The sequence below is a fragment of the Caballeronia sp. ATUFL_M2_KS44 genome (assembly GCF_023630965.1).
In the GTDB taxonomy this organism is placed as follows: Bacteria; Pseudomonadota; Gammaproteobacteria; order Burkholderiales; family Burkholderiaceae; genus Caballeronia; species Caballeronia concitans.
Genome location: NZ_JALQEA010000028.1, coordinates 276,082 through 294,883, shown reverse-complemented (window position 1 = coordinate 294,883; position 18,802 = coordinate 276,082). Strand labels below are relative to the sequence as shown.

Sequence of the window (18,802 nt, the reverse complement as noted above, 5' to 3'; positions counted from 1 at the left end):
TCAAACCAGCGCCACTTCCGGCTTCGACGCCGACCGCGTGCCCGGCAGCGCCGCGTTGCTCGCGCCGCGATACGTGTACACGAGCGAGAACTTCACGTGATCGGTCAGATTCTTGCCGGCCGAATGCAGCGTGTTGCAGTGGAAGAACACGACATCGCCCTTCTTGAGCGCCGGTGAAAATGCCGTGCGGATGAGCGCGGCGTTTTCCGGCAGGTCCGAGCGGAAAAACTTCGCTTCGTCGAAACGATCCGACGTGAACGCCAGCCGATGCGATCGCGGCACGAACCACAGCGCGCCGTTATCGACGGTTTCGTCGCCGAGCGCGACCCACGCGGACACGAGATCGTCGCGCTCGAACGCCCAGTAGCGCACATCGCGATGCCAGCCGGTCAAACTGCCGTACGCCGGATGCTTGGTCATCACGCAGTTGTGATGCGCGCGCGAGAGATACGGCGTTTCGCCGAAGTACAGCTCCATCCAGCCTCGCACTTCCGGCGATGTCGCGAATTCCGCGAACAGCGGATGGCGCGCGTAGGCGTCGAGCAGGCGCCGCACGGTTTGTCCGCCGGGCGCGTGCCTCGATTGCGGCGCGCCGGGATATTGCAGATCGGCTTCGTATTCCACCGGCGCGGCGGCTTCGGCCAGTTGCAACTGCGCGGTTTCGCGCATGGCGTCGCATCGCGCTTCGGGCACCAGCCCGTTCACGATGACGAAGCCCGTCTCGCGCAACTCCTGTACTTGCTCTTTCTTCGATTTAAGCGACGTGTGATCAGACATGTTCGTTCAGCCTCGGCGCGGCGTTCATATCGCCTCATGCAGCCAGCGCAATACCCGAAATTGGGGCGAATACGTTCATTGTAAGTCGGACATGCCGCAAGAACCCGTGCAGCCTGACGTTCCGCCGATTGCATGAAGCGTTTGCTTCAACGATCGGCAGGGAAAACGCGGACTTAACGCAGTAATAAAGCTCTTGTACATTGACTGCATCGTTTCGGTGCAACTTTCGAATACGAGGGTGAATCGAAACGTTGAACGCTAATTTTGAGAGGACTATCGTCAGGTTTGCCCTCACGCAAACGGACCTTTTGCCGACATGACCCAAAGAATCGCCACTGGCCTTCGACGCGCGGCATCGAGCGCGGCGCGGCCCGCACGGCGCGGCGTGATCCGCGCGCTGCGTCATCATTCGGCGCGCACGCAGGCGCTCGCCGAGCAAATCAGGAACGTGCATCCGGTCGATGGCATCCGCTCCTGGTTTCGCGGATTCTTCTTCAACATCCGCGTGCGCGCGGCGTCGCGCAGCGTGTCGTTGAAAACGCTGCTGCGCCGTCCGATGCAACTGCGCGCGCCGGCATCCAAGCCGAAGAGCGCGAAGCTGACGAGCCGCCGGCCGCGTCGCGTATCGGCGAGCAGCGCGGGCTGGTACGACTTCGCGCTGCGCTGATTCCCGGCATCGCTTGACGAACGGCCATAAAAAAACCGGCAGGCGTGAGGCCTGCCGGTTTTTTCTTTTGCGAGCCGCGCCGGCTTACGCCACGCGAGCGACCGGTTCCGTGCCGGCTGCTTCGGCGAGCACGAGCGCCTTGTCCGCCGCTTCCCACGAGAATTCCGGCTCTTCGCGGCCGAAGTGGCCGTACGCCGCCGTCTTTTCGTAGATCGGGCGCAGCAGGTCGAGCATCTGGATGATGCCCTTCGGACGCAGATCGAAGTGCTCGAGCACGAGCTTCGTGATTTCCGCATCCGACACGCGGCCCGTGCCGAACGTGTTGACCATCACCGAAGTCGGACGCGCGACGCCGATTGCGTACGAAACCTGAATGAGCGCGCGCGATGCCAGACCCGCCGCGACGATGTTCTTCGCGACATAACGGCCCGCGTACGCCGCCGAGCGGTCGACCTTCGACGGATCCTTGCCCGAGAACGCGCCGCCGCCGTGCGGAGCCGCGCCGCCGTACGTATCGACGATGATCTTGCGGCCCGTCAGACCGCAATCGCCTTGCGGACCGCCGATCACGAACCGGCCGGTCGGGTTCACCAGGAACTTGATGTCGCCCTTGATGAGTTCCTGCGGCAGCGTCGGCTTGATGACTTCTTCGATGACCGCTTCGCGCAGTTGCGGCAGATCGATGTCCGGCGAATGCTGCGTGGAGAGCACGACGGTATCGATGGAGTGCGGCTTGCCGTCGACATAACGCACGGTGACTTGCGACTTCGCGTCCGGACGCAGCCACGGCAGACGGCCGTCGCGGCGCAGGTTCGCCTGACGCTCGACCAGACGGTGCGACAGGTGAATGGGCAGCGGCATGAGTTCGGGCGTTTCGTCGCACGCGTAGCCGAACATGAGGCCCTGGTCGCCGGCGCCTTGGTCGAGGTTGTCGTCGTGCGCCTTGTTCACGCCTTGCGCGATGTCCGGCGATTGCTTGTCATACGCGACCAGCACCGCGCAGCCGCGATAGTCGATGCCGTAATCGGTGTTGTCGTAACCGATGCGCTTGATGGTGTCGCGCGCGATCTGGATGTAATCGACGTTCGCGGTGGTGGTGATTTCGCCCGCGAGCACGACGAGGCCGGTGTTGCAGAGCGTTTCCGCTGCGACGCGCGAGTATTTGTCCTGCGACAGGATGGCGTCGAGGATGGCGTCGGAGATTTGGTCGGCGACCTTGTCCGGGTGGCCTTCGGAAACGGATTCGGAAGTAAAGAGATAGTCGTTAGACACGCTTCAGACTCCAATTGAGTACGGTTGAGATTCACGTAGCCGGCTTCGTTTGGAGTCTGAAGCGGCGACGCTTTAGCGGATGTCCTTTCTCCGGACTGGGGCCCGATATTCATCAGGCTTCAGCCGGCTTCGCCCCGCAAGTTGTCCATTAACTCGGCGAAGGTCTTATTATACCGGTTTCCCGTTTTTTCACAGAGCCGAACGCTTGTTGTCATTCGTCCCGCGTCAATATTTCGCCCGTCGCAGCGGCCCGTCTGTTCGCTGGGGCACGTCATGCTAGGGCGCCTCGGAGTCTCGCTCGCCATTGGCTTTCTCAAGTTTCTGGCTGTCATCCCTTATGGCGTCACGGCCCGCTTCGGCGACGGCTTAGGCTGGCTGCTTTATCAGATTCCGAGCCGGCGCAAGCGCATCGTGCATACGAATCTGGAGCTCTGCTTCCCCGAGTGGACGCCCGAGCGCCGCGAAGAGGTCGCGCAGATGCATTTCCGCCACGCTATCCGCAGCTACGTGGAGCGCAGCGTGCAATGGTTCGGCTCGGCGAAAAAGCTCGAAAAGCTGATCGAAGTCGATAGCGCCGTCGATCTCACCGATCCCGATCTGCCGCCCACGCTGTTTCTCGGGCTGCATTTCGTCGGCATCGAGGCGGGATCGATTTTCCTCAATTACTCGCTGCATCGGCAATGCGGATCGCTCTATCAGCCGTTTTCGAATCCGCAGGTCGAGGAAGTCGCGAAAACGCAGCGCGCCCGTTTCGGCGCGGACATGGCGAGCCGTGCGGACAGCGCGCGCATCGTGCTGCGCTGGCTGCGCGACCGCAAGCCCGTGATGCTCGGCGCGGACATGGATTACGGCATGCGCAATTCGACGTTCGTGCCGTTCTTCGGTATTCAGACGTGCACGCTAACGGCGGTCGGCCGGCTCGCGAAGACGGGCAAGGCGCAAGTGGTGCCGTTCATCGGCGAAGTGCTGCCCAACTACAAGGGTTATCGGCTGAAGATTTTCGAGCCGTGGCAGAACTATCCGACCGGCGACGACGAAGCCGACGCGCGCCGTATGAACGCATTTCTCGAAGAGCAGATTCCGCGCATTCCGGAGCAGTATTACTGGGTCCACAAGCGCTTCAAGACGCGGCCGCCCGGCGAGCCCGGTTTCTATTGAGCGAAACGTCAGCCGAAAGCGGCGCGAAACGCCGCCGCACCGCTCACATACAATAGCGGCCATGAAACTCAAGTTCACCAAAATGCAGGGCGCGGGCAACGACTTCGTGGTGCTCGACGGCTACTCGCAGGCGCTCGATCCGAGTCCCGCGCAAGTGCGCGCGCTCGCGGATCGACATTTCGGCGTGGGCGCGGATCAGTTGCTGCTCGTCGAAAAGCCGACGATCGACGGCGTCGATTTCAAGTACCGCATCTTCAATTGCGATGGCGGCGAGGTCGAGCATTGCGGCAACGGCGCGCGCTGCTTCGTGAAGTTCGTGCGGGATCGCGGGCTGACCGACGCGTCGACCATCCGCGTGCAGGTGCAGCAAGGCGTCATCACGCTGACGATGCAGGAGAACGGCGAAGTCGTCGTCGATATGAGCACGCCGGTCTTCGATCCGCCTCAAGTGCCGTTCGACGCCACCGGTCTCGAAGGCCGCCGCGAAGGCAACGACACGCTCTGGCCGCTCGACGTGGATGGCGAGACGCGCTGGATTTCGGCCGTGTCGATGGGCAATCCGCACGCGGTGCGGATCGTGGACGACGTTGAAGCGTATCCCGTGCTGACCGAAGGTCCGCTGATCGAGCGCCACGCACGCTTTCCGAAGCGCGTGAACGCGGGCTTCATGCAGATCGTCGATCGTCATTCGGTGAAGCTGCGCGTCTACGAGCGCGGCGCGGGCGAAACGCTCGCGTGCGGCACGGGCGCGTGCGCGGCGGTGGCGGCGGGCATCCGGCGCGGCCTGCTGGATTCGCCGGTGCGCGTGCAAACGCACGGCGGCACGCTGACCATCCGCTGGGACGGCGCGCGCGACGAATCCGCCGCGCTCTTCATGGCCGGCCCCGCCACGACGGTCTTCGAAGGCGAGATCGAGTTTCCCGGCATCGGCTGAGCCGGACCACGCATTCCTATGTATCAGGCAAACATGAATCCACGCGAAGTCGCCGACTATCTGCTCGACAACCCCGATTTCTTCGTCGAGCACGCCGAACTGCTCGGCACCATCCGGCTGTCGAATCCGCACGGCAAGGCCGCCGTGTCGCTGCAGGAACGCCAGATGGAAATGCTGCGCGACAAGAACAAGCAGCTCGAACGGCGCTTGGCCGAACTCCTGCGATATGGCCACGAAAACGACAGCATCTCCACGAAATTCAACCGTTGGACCATGCGCGTGATCGGCCAGCGCGATCCGTACGCGCTGCCCGCCACCATCAGCCGCGGCCTGTGCGACGTGTTCGACGTGCCGCACGCCGCGCTGCGCGTCTGGGATGTCGACGAAGCGTATCGCCAGGCGGATTTCGCGCGCCATGTCGGCGAAGAAGTGCGCATCTTCGCGCACAGTCTCGACGCGCCGTACTGCGGCGCGAACAGCGGCTTCGCGGCGGCGCAGTGGCTGGGCGCGGCGAATTCGGCATCCGCGACGAGCGATGCCGGCGCGACGGCTGAGCGCGGCATCGAGTCGGTGGCGCTGCTCGCATTGCGCGATCCGCAAGCCGGTCCGGATGCGCCCGCGTTCGGCCTGCTCGTGATGGGATCGCCCGATCCGCGTCGCTTCCACGAAGGCATGGCCACCGATTTCCTCACGCAGATCGGCGTGCTGGCGAGCGCGGCGCTGAGCCGCCTGCTGCCCAACTGAGCCGATCACGCATGGACGCCGCCAGCGACACGCCGAAGGACGCCATCGCCGCTTATCTGGCGATGCTCCAACACGAGCGGCGTCTCTCGGAACACACGCTGCGCGGCTACACGCACGAACTGAGCGAACTGCGCGCGCTCGCCAAGGGCCGCGCGCTCGAAACGCTGACGGCAACGGACATGCGCGGCGCGGTCGTGCGCGCGCACTCGGCGGGGCTGTCGGCGCGATCGATTTCGCATCGGCTGTCGGCGTGGCGCGCGTTTTATCGATGGCTCGCCGAACGCGTTCCGATGCCCGCGAATCCGGTCGCGACCGTGCGCGCGCCGAAGCGCGAGAAGACGCTGCCGAAGGCGCTTTCGGTCGACGACGCCATGACGCTGATGGACGTGCCGCAGTCCGGCACGCCCGAAGCGCTGCGCGATCATGCGATGCTCGAACTCTTCTACTCGTCCGGGCTGCGGCTCGCGGAACTGGTGAGCCTCGACGTTCGCTACTTCGACACGTCCGCCAGTTGGCTCGATCTCGCGCACGAAGAAGTGACCGTGCTCGGCAAGGGCGGGCGGCGGCGCTCGGTGCCGGTCGGCCGCAAGGCGATCGACGCATTGCGCGCGTGGATCGACGTCCGCGATCAGTTCGTCAAGCTCGATCCGCACGCGCTTTTTCTTTCGGTGCGCGGCAATCGCATGTCGCCGGGCGTGGTGCGCGAGCGCGTGAAACGCATGGCGCTTTTGGCCGGCATTCCGGCGAACGTGCATCCGCACGTGCTGCGCCATTCGTTCGCCACGCACGTTCTGCAATCGAGCGGCGATTTGCGCGCGGTGCAGGAACTGCTCGGCCATGCGAGCATCACCGCGACGCAGGTTTATACGTCGCTCGACTTTCAACATCTGGCCCGCGTCTACGACTCGGCGCATCCGCGCGCGAAGAAGCGCGACTAACCCGGCGCGCGGCTTGCGCGCCTCGATCTACGCAATGAACACCATCACGCTCAAACCGGCGAAGGACAAGTCGCTCGTCCGCCGCCATCCGTGGATTTACGCGAACGCCATCGCGCGCATCGACGGCAATCCCGCGCCCGGCGCGACCGTCACCGTGCGCGCCGCCGACGGCCGTTTCCTCGCGCGGGCATCGTATAGCCCGCATTCGCAGATTCGCGCGCGCGTCTGGACGTTCGACGAAGCCGAGCCCGTCGATCACGCTTTCTTCAAGCGACGCGTGCAGCGCGCGGTCGCGCATCGGCAGGCGATGGTCCGCGATACCGGCGCGACGCGTCTCATTTTCGGCGAGGCGGACGGCTTGCCCGGCTTGATCGTCGATTACTACGTCGCGGACCGCGAAGCGCATTCGCAACTCGTCTGCCAGTTCATGGCGACGGGCGTCGAAGCGTGGAAGGAGCCGATCGTGCAGGCGCTCGTCGCCGCGACCGGCTGCCCGAACGTCTACGAACGCTCGGACGTGTCGATTCGCCAGAAGGAAGGCCTCGAACAGATCACCGGCGTGCTGGCCGGCGACGCGCCGCCCGAGACGCTCATCACGAACGAATGCGGCGTGCGCTATCACGTCGACGTGCGCAACGGGCACAAGACGGGCTTCTATGTCGATCAGCGCGACAACCGCGTGCTCGTGCAGCAGAACGCGCAGGGCCGCGACGTGCTGAACTGCTTCTGCTACACGGGCGGCTTTTCGCTCGCGGCGCTGAAGGGCGGAGCGACGCGCGTGGTGTCGGTCGATTCGTCCGGCGAAGCGCTCGCGCTCGCGCGCGAGAACGTGAAGGCGAACGGCTTCGACGCGGAAAAAGCCGAATGGCTCGACGCCGATGCGTTCAAGACGCTGCGCCGTCTCCACGACGAAGGCCAGCGCTTCGACCTGATCGTGCTCGATCCGCCGAAGTTCGCGCCGTCGAAGGAAACCGTCGATCGCGCCGCGCGCGCGTACAAGGACATCAACCTGAGCGGCTTCAAACTGCTGCGTCCGGGCGGCCTGCTCTTCACGTATTCGTGCTCCGGCGCGATCGATTCCGACCTGTTCCAGAAGATCGTCGCGGGCGCGGCCGCCGATGCGCGCGTCGATGCGCGCATTCTCAAGCGGCTCGGCGCGGGCGTCGATCATCCGCTTTTGACCGCGTTTCCCGAGGGCGAGTACCTGAAGGGATTGCTGTTGCAAATCGCCTGAGCGGCCTCACTTAAGCGCGATGGCCGGCGAAGCGTCGGCTTGTCGAATATGTTCCAATAAGCGATTCGACGCGATCCCCGAACACTGACAAGGAAACAGGCGACACCATGATTCCCGTAACCATCCTGACCGGCTTTCTGGGCAGCGGCAAAACCACGCTGCTCAAGCGAATCCTGAACGAGAAGCACGGCATGAAGATCGCCGTGATCGAGAACGAGTTCGGCGAAGAGAACATCGACAACGAAATTCTCGTGCAGGACACGAACGAGCAGATCATTCAGATGAGCAACGGCTGCATCTGCTGCACGATTCGCGGCGACCTGGCGCGCGCGCTCGAAGATCTCGCGAACCGCAAGAAAGCCGGCACGCTCGATTTCGACCGCGTGGTGATCGAAACGACCGGTCTCGCGAATCCGGGCCCGGTCGCGCAGACGTTCTTCATGGACAACACCGTCGCCGACGAATTCCTGCTCGACGCGATCATCACGCTCGTCGACGCGAAGCACGCGAACACGCAGCTCGATCAGCAGGAAGTGGTGCAGCGTCAGGTCGGTTTCGCGGATCGCCTGTTCGTCACGAAGTCCGATCTCGTTTCCGCCGATGAACTCGAAGCGCTGAAGCATCGGCTGCTGCACATGAATCCGCGCGCGGCGATCAAGGTCGTCAATTTCGGCGAAGCGGACATCAAGGAAATCTTCGATCTGCGCGGCTTCAATCTGAATTCGAAGCTGGAAATCGATCCGGACTTCCTCGCGGAAGACGATCATGACCACGCGCACGACCACGCTCATGATGACGATCATGACCACTCGACGTGCGGTCACGACCATAGCCACGATCACGAGCATCACCACCATCATCATCACGCGCATCACGACGACAAGATCAAGTCGTTCGTGTATCGCAGCGACAAGCCGTTCGATCCGAACCGCCTCGAAGACTTTCTCGGCGGCATCCTGCAGATCTACGGCGAGCGCCTGCTGCGCTACAAGGGCGTGCTGTATATGAAGGGCGTGGATCGCAAGGTCGTGTTCCAGGGCGTGCATCAGATGATGGGCAGCGACCTCGCGGGCAAGTGGCTGCCGATCGAAAAGAAGAACAGCAAGATGGTGTTCATCGGGATCGAGCTGCCGAAGGATCTGATCATCGACGGTCTCGACGCCTGTCTCGTGAAGTAAAGCGCCGCGCCACGCGCGCCCGGCACGCATCTCGCTTATGCGTGCCGTTGCGCTGCATGGCGATTCGGGCGATGCCGACCCACGCCGCCGCGATTTTCGCGTGCGGCGTTTTTCGTGGAGCATTTCGCTCGATATGTGTAATCGCGCCCACGAAGCGTCATCGCTTTTTGTACGTTCAGGCGTTATATTTTTGAAATTCCGACAGTTTTTGACAGGGTTTTCCTCGTTATCGTCGGAAATTGCGGTTCAGTTACAATACAGCCCCACTGGAGAAGGGCAGACTCGCACGGCACGCGTCGATCGACGTTTCCCGGCGGATGTCACTAGAAAGGATGCCTCACGGGACGATGTCTCGGCTGGCCGGGGAGAGACGGTCAGAGCAGCGCGCCCGGGCCGAAGCTGGAGCCACGAGGCCGTTTCGGAGCAGCATCCAGTATCGGTTCCAGAGGAGTTCGGCCCCGCATCGAGTGTCGTGTCGCGTGATGCCAAAACGCTGCAGGCATGCGGGTAACGCAAGTGCGGGCGTTGCGAAGACATCGCCCTACATTGAAGAAGCAAGCAGATGACAACGAAACTCTTGACCGAAGCCGAAATCCTGAAGATGAGCGAGAAGGACTACATGAACGAGGAACAACTCGCCTTCTTCAAGAACCGGCTCGAGCAGTTGCAAGCGGACATTCTCAAGAATGCCGGGCAGACGACCGAAAATCTGCGGGAAACGGTGATCGTGCCGGACCCGGCGGATCGCGCGACCATCGAGGAAGAGCACGCACTGGAACTGCGCACGCGTGATCGCGAACGCAAGCTCCTGAAGAAGGTGCAGCAATCGCTCGCGCGCATCGAGTCCGGCGATTACGGCTGGTGCGAAGAAACGGGCGAGCCGATCGGCATTCCGCGTCTGATCGCGCGTCCGACCGCCACGCTCTCGCTCGAAGCGCAAGAACGCCGCGAGTTGCGTCAGAAGCTCTTCGGCGACTGAAGCGCCAGCCGCGAGGCGACGTCGCGGGACCGCCCGCAACGGGGAAGACGCCGCCGCGAGAAATGGCTTCGCAGTCCGCCGCGCAATGAAAAGGCACACGATCGACGTGTGCCTTTTTGTTTTTCCATCGCTGCGACCGCCGCGCCGCGCTGCAAGCCCGCACTTGATATCTCCCGCCGCGCCCTAAGATAAGCAGAACGCGCCCGCTCACACGAAGGCGCGCGCGCGGCGCCGTTCGCCTCGGGCCTCATCCGGCCGGCGGAACCCCGCGCCGTGCACTCCATCGAATTCTCGACTGCGTGGCGGCTCGTCACTCAACGCCCAGCCGCCCGCGTTCTTCCGTTTTCTTAAGGAACGCACATGGAACAATTTCACGGCACGACCATCGTCTCCGTGCGACGCGGCGGCAAGGTCGCACTGGGCGGCGACGGTCAGGTGACGCTCGGCAACATCGTCATGAAAGGCGGCGCCAGAAAGGTGCGGCGCATTTATGGCGGCAAGGTGCTGGTCGGATTCGCCGGCGGCACCGCCGACGCGTTCTCGCTGCTCGACCGCTTCGAAGCCAAGCTCGAAAAGCATCAGGGCAATCTGACGCGCGCCGCCGTCGAACTGGCGAAGGACTGGCGCACCGACCGCATGCTGCGCCGGCTCGAAGCCATGCTGATCACCGCCGACAAGGACGCGACGCTCGTCATCACCGGCAACGGCGACGTGCTCGATCCCGAAAACGGCATCTGCGCGATCGGCTCCGGCGGTGCGTACGCGCAGGCCGCCGCGCAGGCGCTCGCGGAAAACACCGAGCTTTCGCCGCGCGATATCGTCGAAAAGGCGCTGACCATCGCCGGCGACATGTGCATCTACACCAATCACAATCGCGTCATCGAGACGATCGAATAAAGGACCCAAGCGATGACCACCATGACTCCCTCCGAAATCGTCTCCGAACTCGATAAGCACATCATCGGTCAGGGACGCGCGAAGAAAGCCGTCGCCGTCGCGCTGCGCAACCGCTGGCGCCGTCAGCAGGTCGCGGAGCCGCTGCGCCAGGAAATCACGCCGAAGAACATTCTGATGATCGGGCCGACGGGCGTCGGCAAAACGGAAATCGCGCGGCGTCTCGCCAAGCTCGCGGATGCGCCGTTCATCAAGATCGAAGCGACGAAGTTCACCGAAGTCGGCTACGTGGGCCGCGATGTGGACAGCATCGTGCGCGATCTGATCGAGATTTCGGTCAAGCAGACGCGCGAATCCGAGATGAAGAAGGTGCGCACGAAGGCCGAGGATCGCGCGGAAGACCGCATTCTCGATATTCTGCTGCCGAGCGCGCGTCCGGTCGGCTTCGGCGCGGCGGAAACCAGCGGCGAAGGCGACAACGCCACGCGCCAGACCTTCCGTAAGCGCCTGCGCGAAGGCGCGCTCGACGACAAGGAAATCGAACTGGATGTCGAAATGCCGCAGGTCGGCATGGACATCATGGGGCCGCCGGGCATGGAAGACATGACCGAGCAGATCCGTTCGATGTTCGCGAACATCGGCGGCGGCAAGAAAACGCGCCGCAAGGTGAAGGTCAAGGAAGCGCTCAAGCTCCTCACCGACGAGGAAGCCGGCAAGATGCTCAACGACGAAGAGGTCAAGAGCCGCGCGGTGCAGAACGTCGAGCAGAACGGCATCGTGTTTCTGGATGAAATCGACAAGATCGCGTCGCGCAGCGAAGTCGGCGGGGCGGAAGTGTCGCGCGCGGGCGTGCAGCGCGATTTGCTGCCGCTCGTCGAAGGCACGACGATCAACACGAAGTACGGAATGATCAAGACGGATCACATTCTGTTCATCGCGAGCGGCGCGTTCCATCTCGCGAAGCCGAGCGATCTGATTCCCGAGCTGCAGGGCCGCTTTCCGATTCGCGTCGAACTGGATTCGCTTTCGGTGCAGGACTTCGAATCGATCCTGAATTCGACCGACGCGAGCCTCGTCAAGCAGTACAAGGCGCTGCTCGATACGGAAGGCGTCGAACTCGATTTCGCCGACGACGGCATCCGCCGGCTCGCGGAAATCGCGTATTCGGTCAACGAGAAGACGGAGAACATCGGCGCGCGGCGGCTTTATACGGTCATCGAGAAGCTGCTGGAAGAGGTGTCGTTCGCGGCGGGGAATCACGCCGGCCAGCCGGTGAAGATCGACGCAGCGTATGTGGATCGCGCGCTCGGCGATGTCGCACAGGACGAGGATTTGTCGCGCTACGTGCTGTAGTCGGACGCTGCGATGAAAAGAAACCGGGCCACGCGCCCGGTTTTTTTCGTCCATCGCGCAAAACATAAGGGCGAAACGTATGGACGAAAAAAAGCCCGCCTAGTTGGCGGGCTGAATCCATATCAGGAGGAGACATGGAGGAGACAGTTCCAATCATACACAGCGGGTTGATGCGACGCAATAGTTTTTTTAGTAAAAACCCCTATGGCGTCGATGTGTGGTATCTGTGCGTCACTTTTTGTGTCAGCGCTGGACGAAACGCCCAATGACAGCGCAAGAAACGGCGCGTAACCTCGTCGGCGCGGCTCTACAGTGGACGCGTACCCTGAAGCCGACGAGGTCATCATGAATACCGTTCGCATCGATCCCCAATATCATTCCGACGAAAGCCGCTGGCAAGCCGTCGCCGAGCGCGACGCCCGCGCCGACGGCGCGTTCTTCTTCGCCGTCCGCACGACCGGCGTGTTCTGCCGGCCATCGTGCGCGTCGCGGGCGCCGCGTCGCGAGAACGTGTCTTTCTTCGCGACGACGGACGAAGCCGCCGCCGCCGGATATCGCCCGTGCAAGCGCTGCCGGCCGACGAGCCTGCCGCGCGAACTCGCGATCGTCGAGCGCGCGTGCAAGGTGCTCGACGCCGATCCGCAGCAGCGCATCACGCTCGCGCAACTGAGCGACGCCGTCCACGTCAGCCCGTTCCATTTGCAGCGGCTGTTTTCGCGGATCGTCGGGATTTCGCCGCGGCAGTATCAGGCGGCGCAGCGCGCGGACGTCCTGCGCGACGCGTTGCAGCGCGGCCGCGACGTGACCCGCGCCACGCACGACGCCGGCTTCGGTTCGCCGTCGCGCATGTACGAATCGGCGGCGGCGGAGCTGGGCATGACGCCCTCGGCGTATCGGCGCAAGGGCGCGGGGCTGACGGTGCGCTATTCCATCGCGGACACGCCGCTCGGCATCGTGCTGATCGCCGCGACGGAAAAGGGCGTCTGCAAGATCGCTTTCGGCGACGACCGCGACGCGCTCGTCAATCAGCTTGCGGCGGATTTCGCGCTGGCCGAACGCATCGAGGACGCCGCGCATCTCGCGCCGTTCGTCGAGCAGGTCCGCGCGTATCTGCAAGGCACGCGCGAGCGATTCGACCTGCCGCTCGACATCGGCGCGACCGCGTTTCAGCGGCGCGTGTGGGACGCGCTGCGGCAAATCCCGTACGGACAGACGCGCAGCTACACGGAGATCGCCGCGTCGGTCGGATCGCCGGGCGCGGTGCGGGCGGTCGCGAACGCATGCGCGTCGAACCCGGTGGCGCTCGCCATTCCGTGTCATCGCGTGATCGGGAAGGACGGCGCGATTGCGGGGTATCGCTGGGGAATGGCGCGCAAGGAGAAGCTGCTCGACACCGAGCGCGCGCACGACGAAGCCGGCAAAGTCGCCTGAACGAAGGGAAATCGAAGCAAGGAAGCGCCCGCCGTCGAAAGACGCGCGGGCGTTTTCGTCTCCGTCATCTTGCCTGCGCGATGGCCGCCAAATCGCGCAAATCCTTGCCTGACGTCGCCCCAAGCACGCGAAACATCGAGATGTTAAAGTGCCCGCTACCCGAAAATATGACCGGGCGCGAGCCGCTCGCGCTCTTCGCAGACCGCTTCAATGGCAAACAAGAATCCCGCTCACCCCGCAGCCGGCGCGTATCGGCGCAGGCTTGCCGCGCTCGCATCCGGTCCGCATGCCGATGCCTTGCGCCAAGGCTTGCGCGGCATCGAAAAAGAAAGCCTGCGCGTGACGCCCGACGGCAAGCTCGCCATGACGCCGCATCCGCGCGCGCTCGGCTCGGCGCTGACGCATCCGCTCGTCACGACCGATTATTCCGAAGCGCTCGTCGAACTGATCACGCCCGCCGAGTCCGATTCGGCGCACGCCATCGACCGTCTCGATGCGATTCATCGCTTCACGTACGCGCATCTCGGCGACGAGCTGTTGTGGAACAACTCGATGCCCAACGCGCTGCCGCCCGACGATCAGATTCCGATCGGCCGGTACGGCACGTCGAATATCGGCAAGCTGAAGCATGTGTATCGGCAGGGACTTTCGCTGCGCTATGGCCGCACGATGCAATGCATCGCGGGCATTCACTATAACTATTCGCTCGACGATCAGGTCTGGCGCGCCTGGCAGGCGCTCGATCCCGCGAGCGCGCTGTCAGAGCAGGATTTCCGCTCCGAGCGCTATTTCGCGATGATCCGCAACTTCCGGCGCACGAGCTGGCTGCTGATGTATCTGTTCGGCGCATCGCCGGCGCTGGACAAGCGTTTTGTCGAAGGCAAGACGCATTCGCTCGAAACCTTCGACGCCGACACGTTCTATCTCCCGCACGCGACCAGCCTGCGCATGAGCGATCTCGGCTACACGAACAATCCCGCGCAGGCGGACCTTTTGCCGAGCTACGACAATCTCGACGCGTATCTCGGCGTGCTCGCCAAGGCCGTGAGCCAGCCGTACGCGCCTTACGAGGCCATCGGCACGCAGCGCGACGGCGAGTGGGTGCAGATCAACACCAACGTGCTGCAGATCGAGAACGAGTTCTACTCGACGATCCGTCCGAAGCGCATCGCGCGATCCGGCGAGCGGCCGTTGCATGCGCTGTCCGAGCGCGGCGTGCAGTACATCGAAGTGCGTTGCCTGGACATCGATCCGTTCGCGCCGGCTGGCATTTCGCTGGAAACCGCGCGCTTTCTGGATGCCTATCTGCTCTATTGCGCGCTCGAAGACAGTCCGCTTTTGCCGCGCGACGCGAGCGTGGAAGCAAACGACAACTTCAGCGCAATCGCGAAGCAAGGGCGCAAGCCGGGGCTCGTACTTCATCGCGACGGCGCGGCGGTCTCCATGCAGCAATGGGCGAACGAACTGTTCGATGCCATCGAGCCTGTCGCGCGCACGCTCGATGCGCTCATCGGCACCGACGACCACGTGCGCACGCTGGACGCGCTTCGGCCGCGCATCGCGGATGCGTCGCTCACGCCGTCCGCGCGCGTGCTCGAAACCATGCGCGACAAGCAGCAATCCTTCGCCGCGTTCGCGCTCGATCTGAGCCTTCGGCACGCGCAGCACTATCGCGAGCATCCGCTGCCGGCCGGCGAGGAGCGCGACATGGAAGCGCTCGCCGCGAAGTCGCTGGAAGAGCAGGCCGCCATCGAGCGCAGCGAAACCGAATCGTTCGATTCGTTCGTGACGGCTTATCGCGACTACAAGCTCGATCGCGTCGGCGCTTGAACGCAGCAGGTTTTTCTTGCCGCGCGCATTGCGTCTGAGGAAAGAATTACTCGTTTTGCAACAGAGGGAAACGCACCGAACATCATCGTCGATGAAGGGTCGAAAATTGGCTCTGATCAACCGGCGGCGCCAACGATGAAGCAATGAGGGATGCGATGAACCACAAACTAACAAGCGTGATAAGCGCGGCTGCGTCGCTCGCCTTGCTCGCCGGCTGCGCGGCGGAAACGCAAGTCAGCAGCCAGACGATGGAACAGGCCACCGCGCCGCTCACCTGCATGAGCAAGCTCGAATGCGACGCGTGGTGGGCGCGCGCGCAAGTCTGGGTCACGAATCACTCGGAATACAAGCTGCAGGCCATCACGGATTCGATCATCCAGACCGCCGGGCCATCCAGCGGCAAGCGCGCGCTCGCGTATCAGATCACCAAGACGCCGAGCAACGAAGGCACGGCGACGATCGGCTTCGCCGCGCACTGCGAGAATCCGCTCGGCTGCGAGCCGAATCCGTGGGCGGCCGGCGCGGACTTCAAGCAGTTCGTGCGCAACGGCGCACCGCGCCCCGCGACCGCGACGCCGCAAGCAGTGCAGGCTCCGCCGCCGCCGCAGCCGGTGCCGCTCAATCTCGAGAGCCAGCCCGCCGAGTCCGTCACGCCGCTCGCGCCGCAGTGACGCGGGCGGATCGGTCATTCGTCTCAGTGTCCCATCGACGCTGACGCGCCCTTCTTCGGACGCGTCAACCAGACCATCGCGGCGAGCACCAGGAACGCGTAGAAGGAAATGCGGAAGAAGTCGTTCGTCGACATCATGTACGCCTGCGCCGCCACCACGCGTTCCAGTTGCGCCGTGAGCGCCTGCCCCGACAAGCCGATGCCCGACAGCGTGCTCGAATAATCCGTGGTGGCCGGCGAGTACGCCGTGACCGATTCGGTCAGCACCGCGTGATGCCGGATCATGTCGTTTTCCCAGAAAGTCGTGCTGACGGCCGTGCCGATCGCACCCGACAGCGTCCGCAGGAAATTCGAGAGGCCCGCCGCGCCCGCGAGCCGGTCGTCGCTGACGCTGGAGAGCGTGATCGTCGTCATCGGCACGAAGAAACACGCCACACCGATGCCCTGCACGAGACGCGGATAAACGATGTCGTGGAACGGCGTATCGAGCGTGAACGTCGAGTTCCAGTACGACACGAGCGCGAACACGACGAACGCGAAGCTCGCCACCACGCGCAAGTTCATGCGATGCATGTTCTGGCCGATCATCGGCGAAAGCACGAGCGCGAGAATGCCGACGGGCGCCGTCGCCAGGCCCGCGAGCCACGGCGTGTAGCCGAGCACGGTTTGCAGCCAGAGCGGCAGCACGACCACGGAGCCGAAGAACGCGAGAAAACCGAGCGACGTGATGAGCACGCCCATCGCGAAATTGCGGTCGCGGAACAGCGAAAGGTCGATGACCGGCTCCTTCTCCGTGATTTCCCACACGAACATGAACGCGAGCGACACCGCCGCGACGATCGCCAGCGCGACGATGAACGTCGAGTTGAACCAGTCGCGGTCCTTGCCGAGGTCGAGCATCATTTGCAGGCTCGCGACGCCGACCACGAGCAGCGTCAGCCCGACGCCGTCGATGCGCTGCTTCGTCGTTTTCGTTTCGTGGCCGCGCAGCAGGAAGTACGCGATCGCCGCTGAAAATATGCCGATCGGCACGTTGATGTAGAAGATCCACGGCCACGTGTAGTTATCGGTGATGTAGCCGCCCATCACGGGGCCGAAGATCGGCGCGACGATGACGGTCATCGCCCAGAGACCGAGCGCGAGGCCGCGCTTCTCCGGCGGATAACTGCGCATGAGGATGGTTTGCGAGAGCGGGACCATCGGGCCGGACACGAGCCCTTGCAGCAGCCGGAACGCGATCAGCGATTCGAAGTTGTGCGCGAAGCCGCAGAGCGCCGAGGCGACCGAAAACAGCAGCACGGAGATCGTGAAGAGCTTGACCTCGCCGACGCGTCGCGCAAGCCAGCCGGTCAGCGGCACGGCGATCGCCGACGCCACCGAGTAGGACGAAATCACCCACGTGCCTTCGCTCGTCGCTACGCCGAGGCTGCCGGAGATCGTCGGCACGGCGACGTTCGCGATGGACGTATCGAGCACTTCCATGAACGTGCCGAGCGCGAGGCCCATCGTCAGCAGCGCGAGCACGCCGCCCGCGAGCGGTGTCGGGGCGGGCGGGGCGGCGGGATCGGGCGGTGTCGTCGTCGCGGTCGTTGACATTTTCTTATGCTCCAGCCATTTGTAAGTGAGTGTCGCGGCATTCTCTGCCCAGACAGTGAAATGGGCGAATTTATGCCGATGCAGCGAAGGTTTTCAGCCGGCTTCGTCGTCGAGCGCGCAGCCGGGACAATCGTCGCCCGGCGAATTGCCGATGATGCGCGCCAGCATGCCGATCAGCGAATCCAGTTCCGCGCGGCTGAATCCGCGCAACTGTTCGTTGAGCACCGCCGCGCCGATGGCCGGCAGGCGCGCCGCCGCTTCCTGTCCGCGCTCGGTGAGCCTCAGTTCGACGATGCGCCGGTCCGCGTCGCTGCGCGTGCGGCGCACGAAGCCTTTCTTTTCGAGCCTGTCGAGCATGCGCGTCATGGAGCCGCTGTCGTACGACATTTCCCGCGACAGCTCCAGCGGCGAGCGCGCCCGCCCCGACGACAGACACAGAATCACGCCGATCTGCTGCGACGTCAGATCGAGCGGCTTCAGCGCCTGATCGGTCCGCGCGATCAACACGTTGCGCGCCTTCGCGAGGTGATAGCCGAGGCTGGTTTCGAGCTGAATCGTGGCGGGGTCGTAGAGCGGTTCGCTGTCCATGCGGATATGACGTCGGTGCGGCGTGCCGCGAAACAACAGGTTCAAAAAAGCTGGCGCTAGTATCTTGAAAAATACTTGCCCAGTCAATATTATTTAAACCAACGAGTTAAGCGCTTCATGCGCCACCCGAGACCATGTTTTGACACCAGCCGCGTCGATTTCCGACGCCCCCAGGACCATCCGATGACCCGCCTCGCCCGCACCGCCCGCCGACGCTTCGGCGATGTCAGCAGCACGATCGCCCGTGCTTCCCGTCAGTTCGTTCCGTCGAAGCTGAACGTGTGGAAGCTCGCGCTTTATCTGATCGTGTTCCTGCTGCCGGGCGGATCGTTCGCGGTGCTCGCCATGGGATGGTTCGAAAACCGCAATCGCAGAAAACAGGCTTCCGCTAAGCCTGCCAAACCTGCCGCCGAGCGCCGCATGCTCGCCGCACCGCCGCCGCCCTGCACGGGAAGCTGCGGCGCGACGGGCCGCTGACCGGCCTGCGGGCGCGCCGCAGTAACGCGCCGTAACTCAATCCTCCATCCGCGTAACACCAGGCTTACGGCGAAGCCGTTAC

18 protein-coding genes are annotated in these 18,802 nt (G+C 63.7%); 14 read left to right on the top strand and 4 right to left on the bottom strand.

Features of this window, described 5'->3' with window-relative positions; translation table 11 throughout:
* The gene (locus NCR39_RS13970; RefSeq protein ID WP_250452696.1) at nt 1-777 is read right to left on the bottom strand and encodes a phytanoyl-CoA dioxygenase family protein; all 777 of its coding nucleotides are present in this window, start codon (nt 775-777) and stop codon (nt 1-3) included.
* A 316-nt stretch (nt 778-1,093) separates the two neighbouring features.
* Between NCR39_RS13970 and NCR39_RS13965 the strand changes: the two genes are divergently transcribed.
* On the top strand, nt 1,094-1,444 hold the full coding sequence (locus tag NCR39_RS13965) for a hypothetical protein (protein WP_250452695.1): 351 nt from the start codon (nt 1,094-1,096) through the stop codon (nt 1,442-1,444).
* Nucleotides 1,445-1,528: 84 nt separating this feature from the next.
* On the opposite strand, the gene metK is transcribed toward NCR39_RS13965, so the two are convergent.
* Complete coding sequence (gene metK / locus NCR39_RS13960; RefSeq protein WP_250452694.1) at nt 1,529-2,716, bottom strand: methionine adenosyltransferase; 1,188 nt, start codon at nt 2,714-2,716, stop codon at nt 1,529-1,531.
* 273 nt (nt 2,717-2,989) lie between these two features.
* Here metK and NCR39_RS13955 point away from each other — a divergent pair, with 273 nt between their 5' ends.
* From NCR39_RS13955 to NCR39_RS13900, 12 genes are all read left to right on the top strand, one after another.
* Complete coding sequence (locus tag NCR39_RS13955) at nt 2,990-3,874, top strand: lipid A biosynthesis lauroyl acyltransferase (protein ID WP_250452693.1); 885 nt, start codon at nt 2,990-2,992, stop codon at nt 3,872-3,874.
* Between the two features lie 61 nt (nt 3,875-3,935).
* Complete coding sequence (gene dapF / locus NCR39_RS13950; RefSeq protein ID WP_250452692.1) at nt 3,936-4,808, top strand: diaminopimelate epimerase; 873 nt, start codon at nt 3,936-3,938, stop codon at nt 4,806-4,808.
* Between the two features lie 33 nt (nt 4,809-4,841).
* Complete coding sequence (locus NCR39_RS13945) at nt 4,842-5,552, top strand: DUF484 family protein (protein ID WP_250452691.1); 711 nt, start codon at nt 4,842-4,844, stop codon at nt 5,550-5,552.
* Between the two features lie 11 nt (nt 5,553-5,563).
* Nucleotides 5,564-6,490, top strand: coding sequence for a tyrosine recombinase XerC (xerC, locus tag NCR39_RS13940; protein WP_250452690.1), 927 nt, complete (start codon nt 5,564-5,566; stop codon nt 6,488-6,490).
* 34 nt (nt 6,491-6,524) lie between these two features.
* A complete protein-coding gene (locus NCR39_RS13935; RefSeq protein WP_250452689.1) occupies nt 6,525-7,724 on the top strand; it encodes a class I SAM-dependent rRNA methyltransferase in 1,200 nt (399 codons plus the stop codon).
* 107 nt (nt 7,725-7,831) lie between these two features.
* On the top strand, nt 7,832-8,902 hold the full coding sequence (locus NCR39_RS13930; protein WP_250452688.1) for a CobW family GTP-binding protein: 1,071 nt from the start codon (nt 7,832-7,834) through the stop codon (nt 8,900-8,902).
* Between the two features lie 562 nt (nt 8,903-9,464).
* Nucleotides 9,465-9,881: an RNA polymerase-binding protein DksA gene (gene dksA / locus NCR39_RS13925; RefSeq protein ID WP_035962045.1), complete on the top strand. Its 417-nt coding sequence runs from the start codon at nt 9,465-9,467 to the stop codon at nt 9,879-9,881.
* A 360-nt stretch (nt 9,882-10,241) separates the two neighbouring features.
* Nucleotides 10,242-10,778 (top strand): ATP-dependent protease subunit HslV, encoded by a 537-nt coding sequence (hslV, locus tag NCR39_RS13920; RefSeq protein ID WP_250452687.1) that lies wholly within the window; start codon nt 10,242-10,244, stop codon nt 10,776-10,778.
* A 12-nt stretch (nt 10,779-10,790) separates the two neighbouring features.
* Complete coding sequence (hslU, locus tag NCR39_RS13915) at nt 10,791-12,128, top strand: ATP-dependent protease ATPase subunit HslU (RefSeq protein ID WP_250452686.1); 1,338 nt, start codon at nt 10,791-10,793, stop codon at nt 12,126-12,128.
* 345 nt (nt 12,129-12,473) lie between these two features.
* Nucleotides 12,474-13,559, top strand: coding sequence for a bifunctional DNA-binding transcriptional regulator/O6-methylguanine-DNA methyltransferase Ada (gene ada / locus NCR39_RS13910; RefSeq protein ID WP_250452685.1), 1,086 nt, complete (start codon nt 12,474-12,476; stop codon nt 13,557-13,559).
* Between the two features lie 210 nt (nt 13,560-13,769).
* Entirely contained in the window at nt 13,770-15,389 is a 1,620-nt protein-coding gene (gene gshA / locus NCR39_RS13905; protein ID WP_250452684.1) for a glutamate--cysteine ligase, read from the top strand.
* A gap of 155 nt (nt 15,390-15,544) precedes the next feature.
* A complete protein-coding gene (locus tag NCR39_RS13900) occupies nt 15,545-16,060 on the top strand; it encodes a hypothetical protein (protein ID WP_250452683.1) in 516 nt (171 codons plus the stop codon).
* 23 nt (nt 16,061-16,083) lie between these two features.
* Here the strand turns inward: NCR39_RS13900 and NCR39_RS13895 are convergent, their stop codons facing one another.
* A complete protein-coding gene (locus NCR39_RS13895) occupies nt 16,084-17,655 on the bottom strand; it encodes a DHA2 family efflux MFS transporter permease subunit (RefSeq protein WP_284507213.1) in 1,572 nt (523 codons plus the stop codon).
* 93 nt (nt 17,656-17,748) lie between these two features.
* On the bottom strand, nt 17,749-18,243 hold the full coding sequence (locus NCR39_RS13890; RefSeq protein WP_250452682.1) for a MarR family winged helix-turn-helix transcriptional regulator: 495 nt from the start codon (nt 18,241-18,243) through the stop codon (nt 17,749-17,751).
* Between the two features lie 183 nt (nt 18,244-18,426).
* On the opposite strand from NCR39_RS13890, the gene NCR39_RS13885 reads away from it, so the two are divergent.
* Nucleotides 18,427-18,720 carry a hypothetical protein gene (locus NCR39_RS13885; RefSeq protein WP_250452681.1) on the top strand — a complete coding sequence of 98 codons (294 nt, stop codon included), beginning with the start codon at nt 18,427-18,429 and terminating at the stop codon, nt 18,718-18,720.
* Nucleotides 18,721-18,802: the final 82 nt, after the last annotated feature.

Bases quoted from the DNA above. Each gene is read 5' to 3' on its own strand.
- NCR39_RS13885 (WP_250452681.1), top strand. From the start codon at position 18,427: ATGACCCGCCTCGCCCGCACCGCCCGCCGACGCTTCGGCGATGTCAGC.
- NCR39_RS13895 (WP_284507213.1), bottom strand. From the start codon at position 17,655: ATGTCAACGACCGCGACGACGACACCGCCCGATCCCGCCGCCCCGCCC.
- NCR39_RS13945 (WP_250452691.1), top strand. From the start codon at position 4,842: ATGAATCCACGCGAAGTCGCCGACTATCTGCTCGACAACCCCGATTTC.
- ada (WP_250452685.1), top strand. From the start codon at position 12,474: ATGAATACCGTTCGCATCGATCCCCAATATCATTCCGACGAAAGCCGC.
- NCR39_RS13930 (WP_250452688.1), top strand. From the start codon at position 7,832: ATGATTCCCGTAACCATCCTGACCGGCTTTCTGGGCAGCGGCAAAACC.
- xerC (WP_250452690.1), top strand. From the start codon at position 5,564: ATGGACGCCGCCAGCGACACGCCGAAGGACGCCATCGCCGCTTATCTG.
- NCR39_RS13965 (WP_250452695.1), top strand. From the start codon at position 1,094: ATGACCCAAAGAATCGCCACTGGCCTTCGACGCGCGGCATCGAGCGCG.
- NCR39_RS13900 (WP_250452683.1), top strand. From the start codon at position 15,545: ATGAACCACAAACTAACAAGCGTGATAAGCGCGGCTGCGTCGCTCGCC.
- NCR39_RS13935 (WP_250452689.1), top strand. From the start codon at position 6,525: ATGAACACCATCACGCTCAAACCGGCGAAGGACAAGTCGCTCGTCCGC.
- hslV (WP_250452687.1), top strand. From the start codon at position 10,242: ATGGAACAATTTCACGGCACGACCATCGTCTCCGTGCGACGCGGCGGC.
- gshA (WP_250452684.1), top strand. From the start codon at position 13,770: ATGGCAAACAAGAATCCCGCTCACCCCGCAGCCGGCGCGTATCGGCGC.
- dapF (WP_250452692.1), top strand. From the start codon at position 3,936: ATGAAACTCAAGTTCACCAAAATGCAGGGCGCGGGCAACGACTTCGTG.
- hslU (WP_250452686.1), top strand. From the start codon at position 10,791: ATGACCACCATGACTCCCTCCGAAATCGTCTCCGAACTCGATAAGCAC.
- dksA (WP_035962045.1), top strand. From the start codon at position 9,465: ATGACAACGAAACTCTTGACCGAAGCCGAAATCCTGAAGATGAGCGAG.
- NCR39_RS13955 (WP_250452693.1), top strand. From the start codon at position 2,990: ATGCTAGGGCGCCTCGGAGTCTCGCTCGCCATTGGCTTTCTCAAGTTT.
- NCR39_RS13970 (WP_250452696.1), bottom strand. From the start codon at position 777: ATGTCTGATCACACGTCGCTTAAATCGAAGAAAGAGCAAGTACAGGAG.
- NCR39_RS13890 (WP_250452682.1), bottom strand. From the start codon at position 18,243: ATGGACAGCGAACCGCTCTACGACCCCGCCACGATTCAGCTCGAAACC.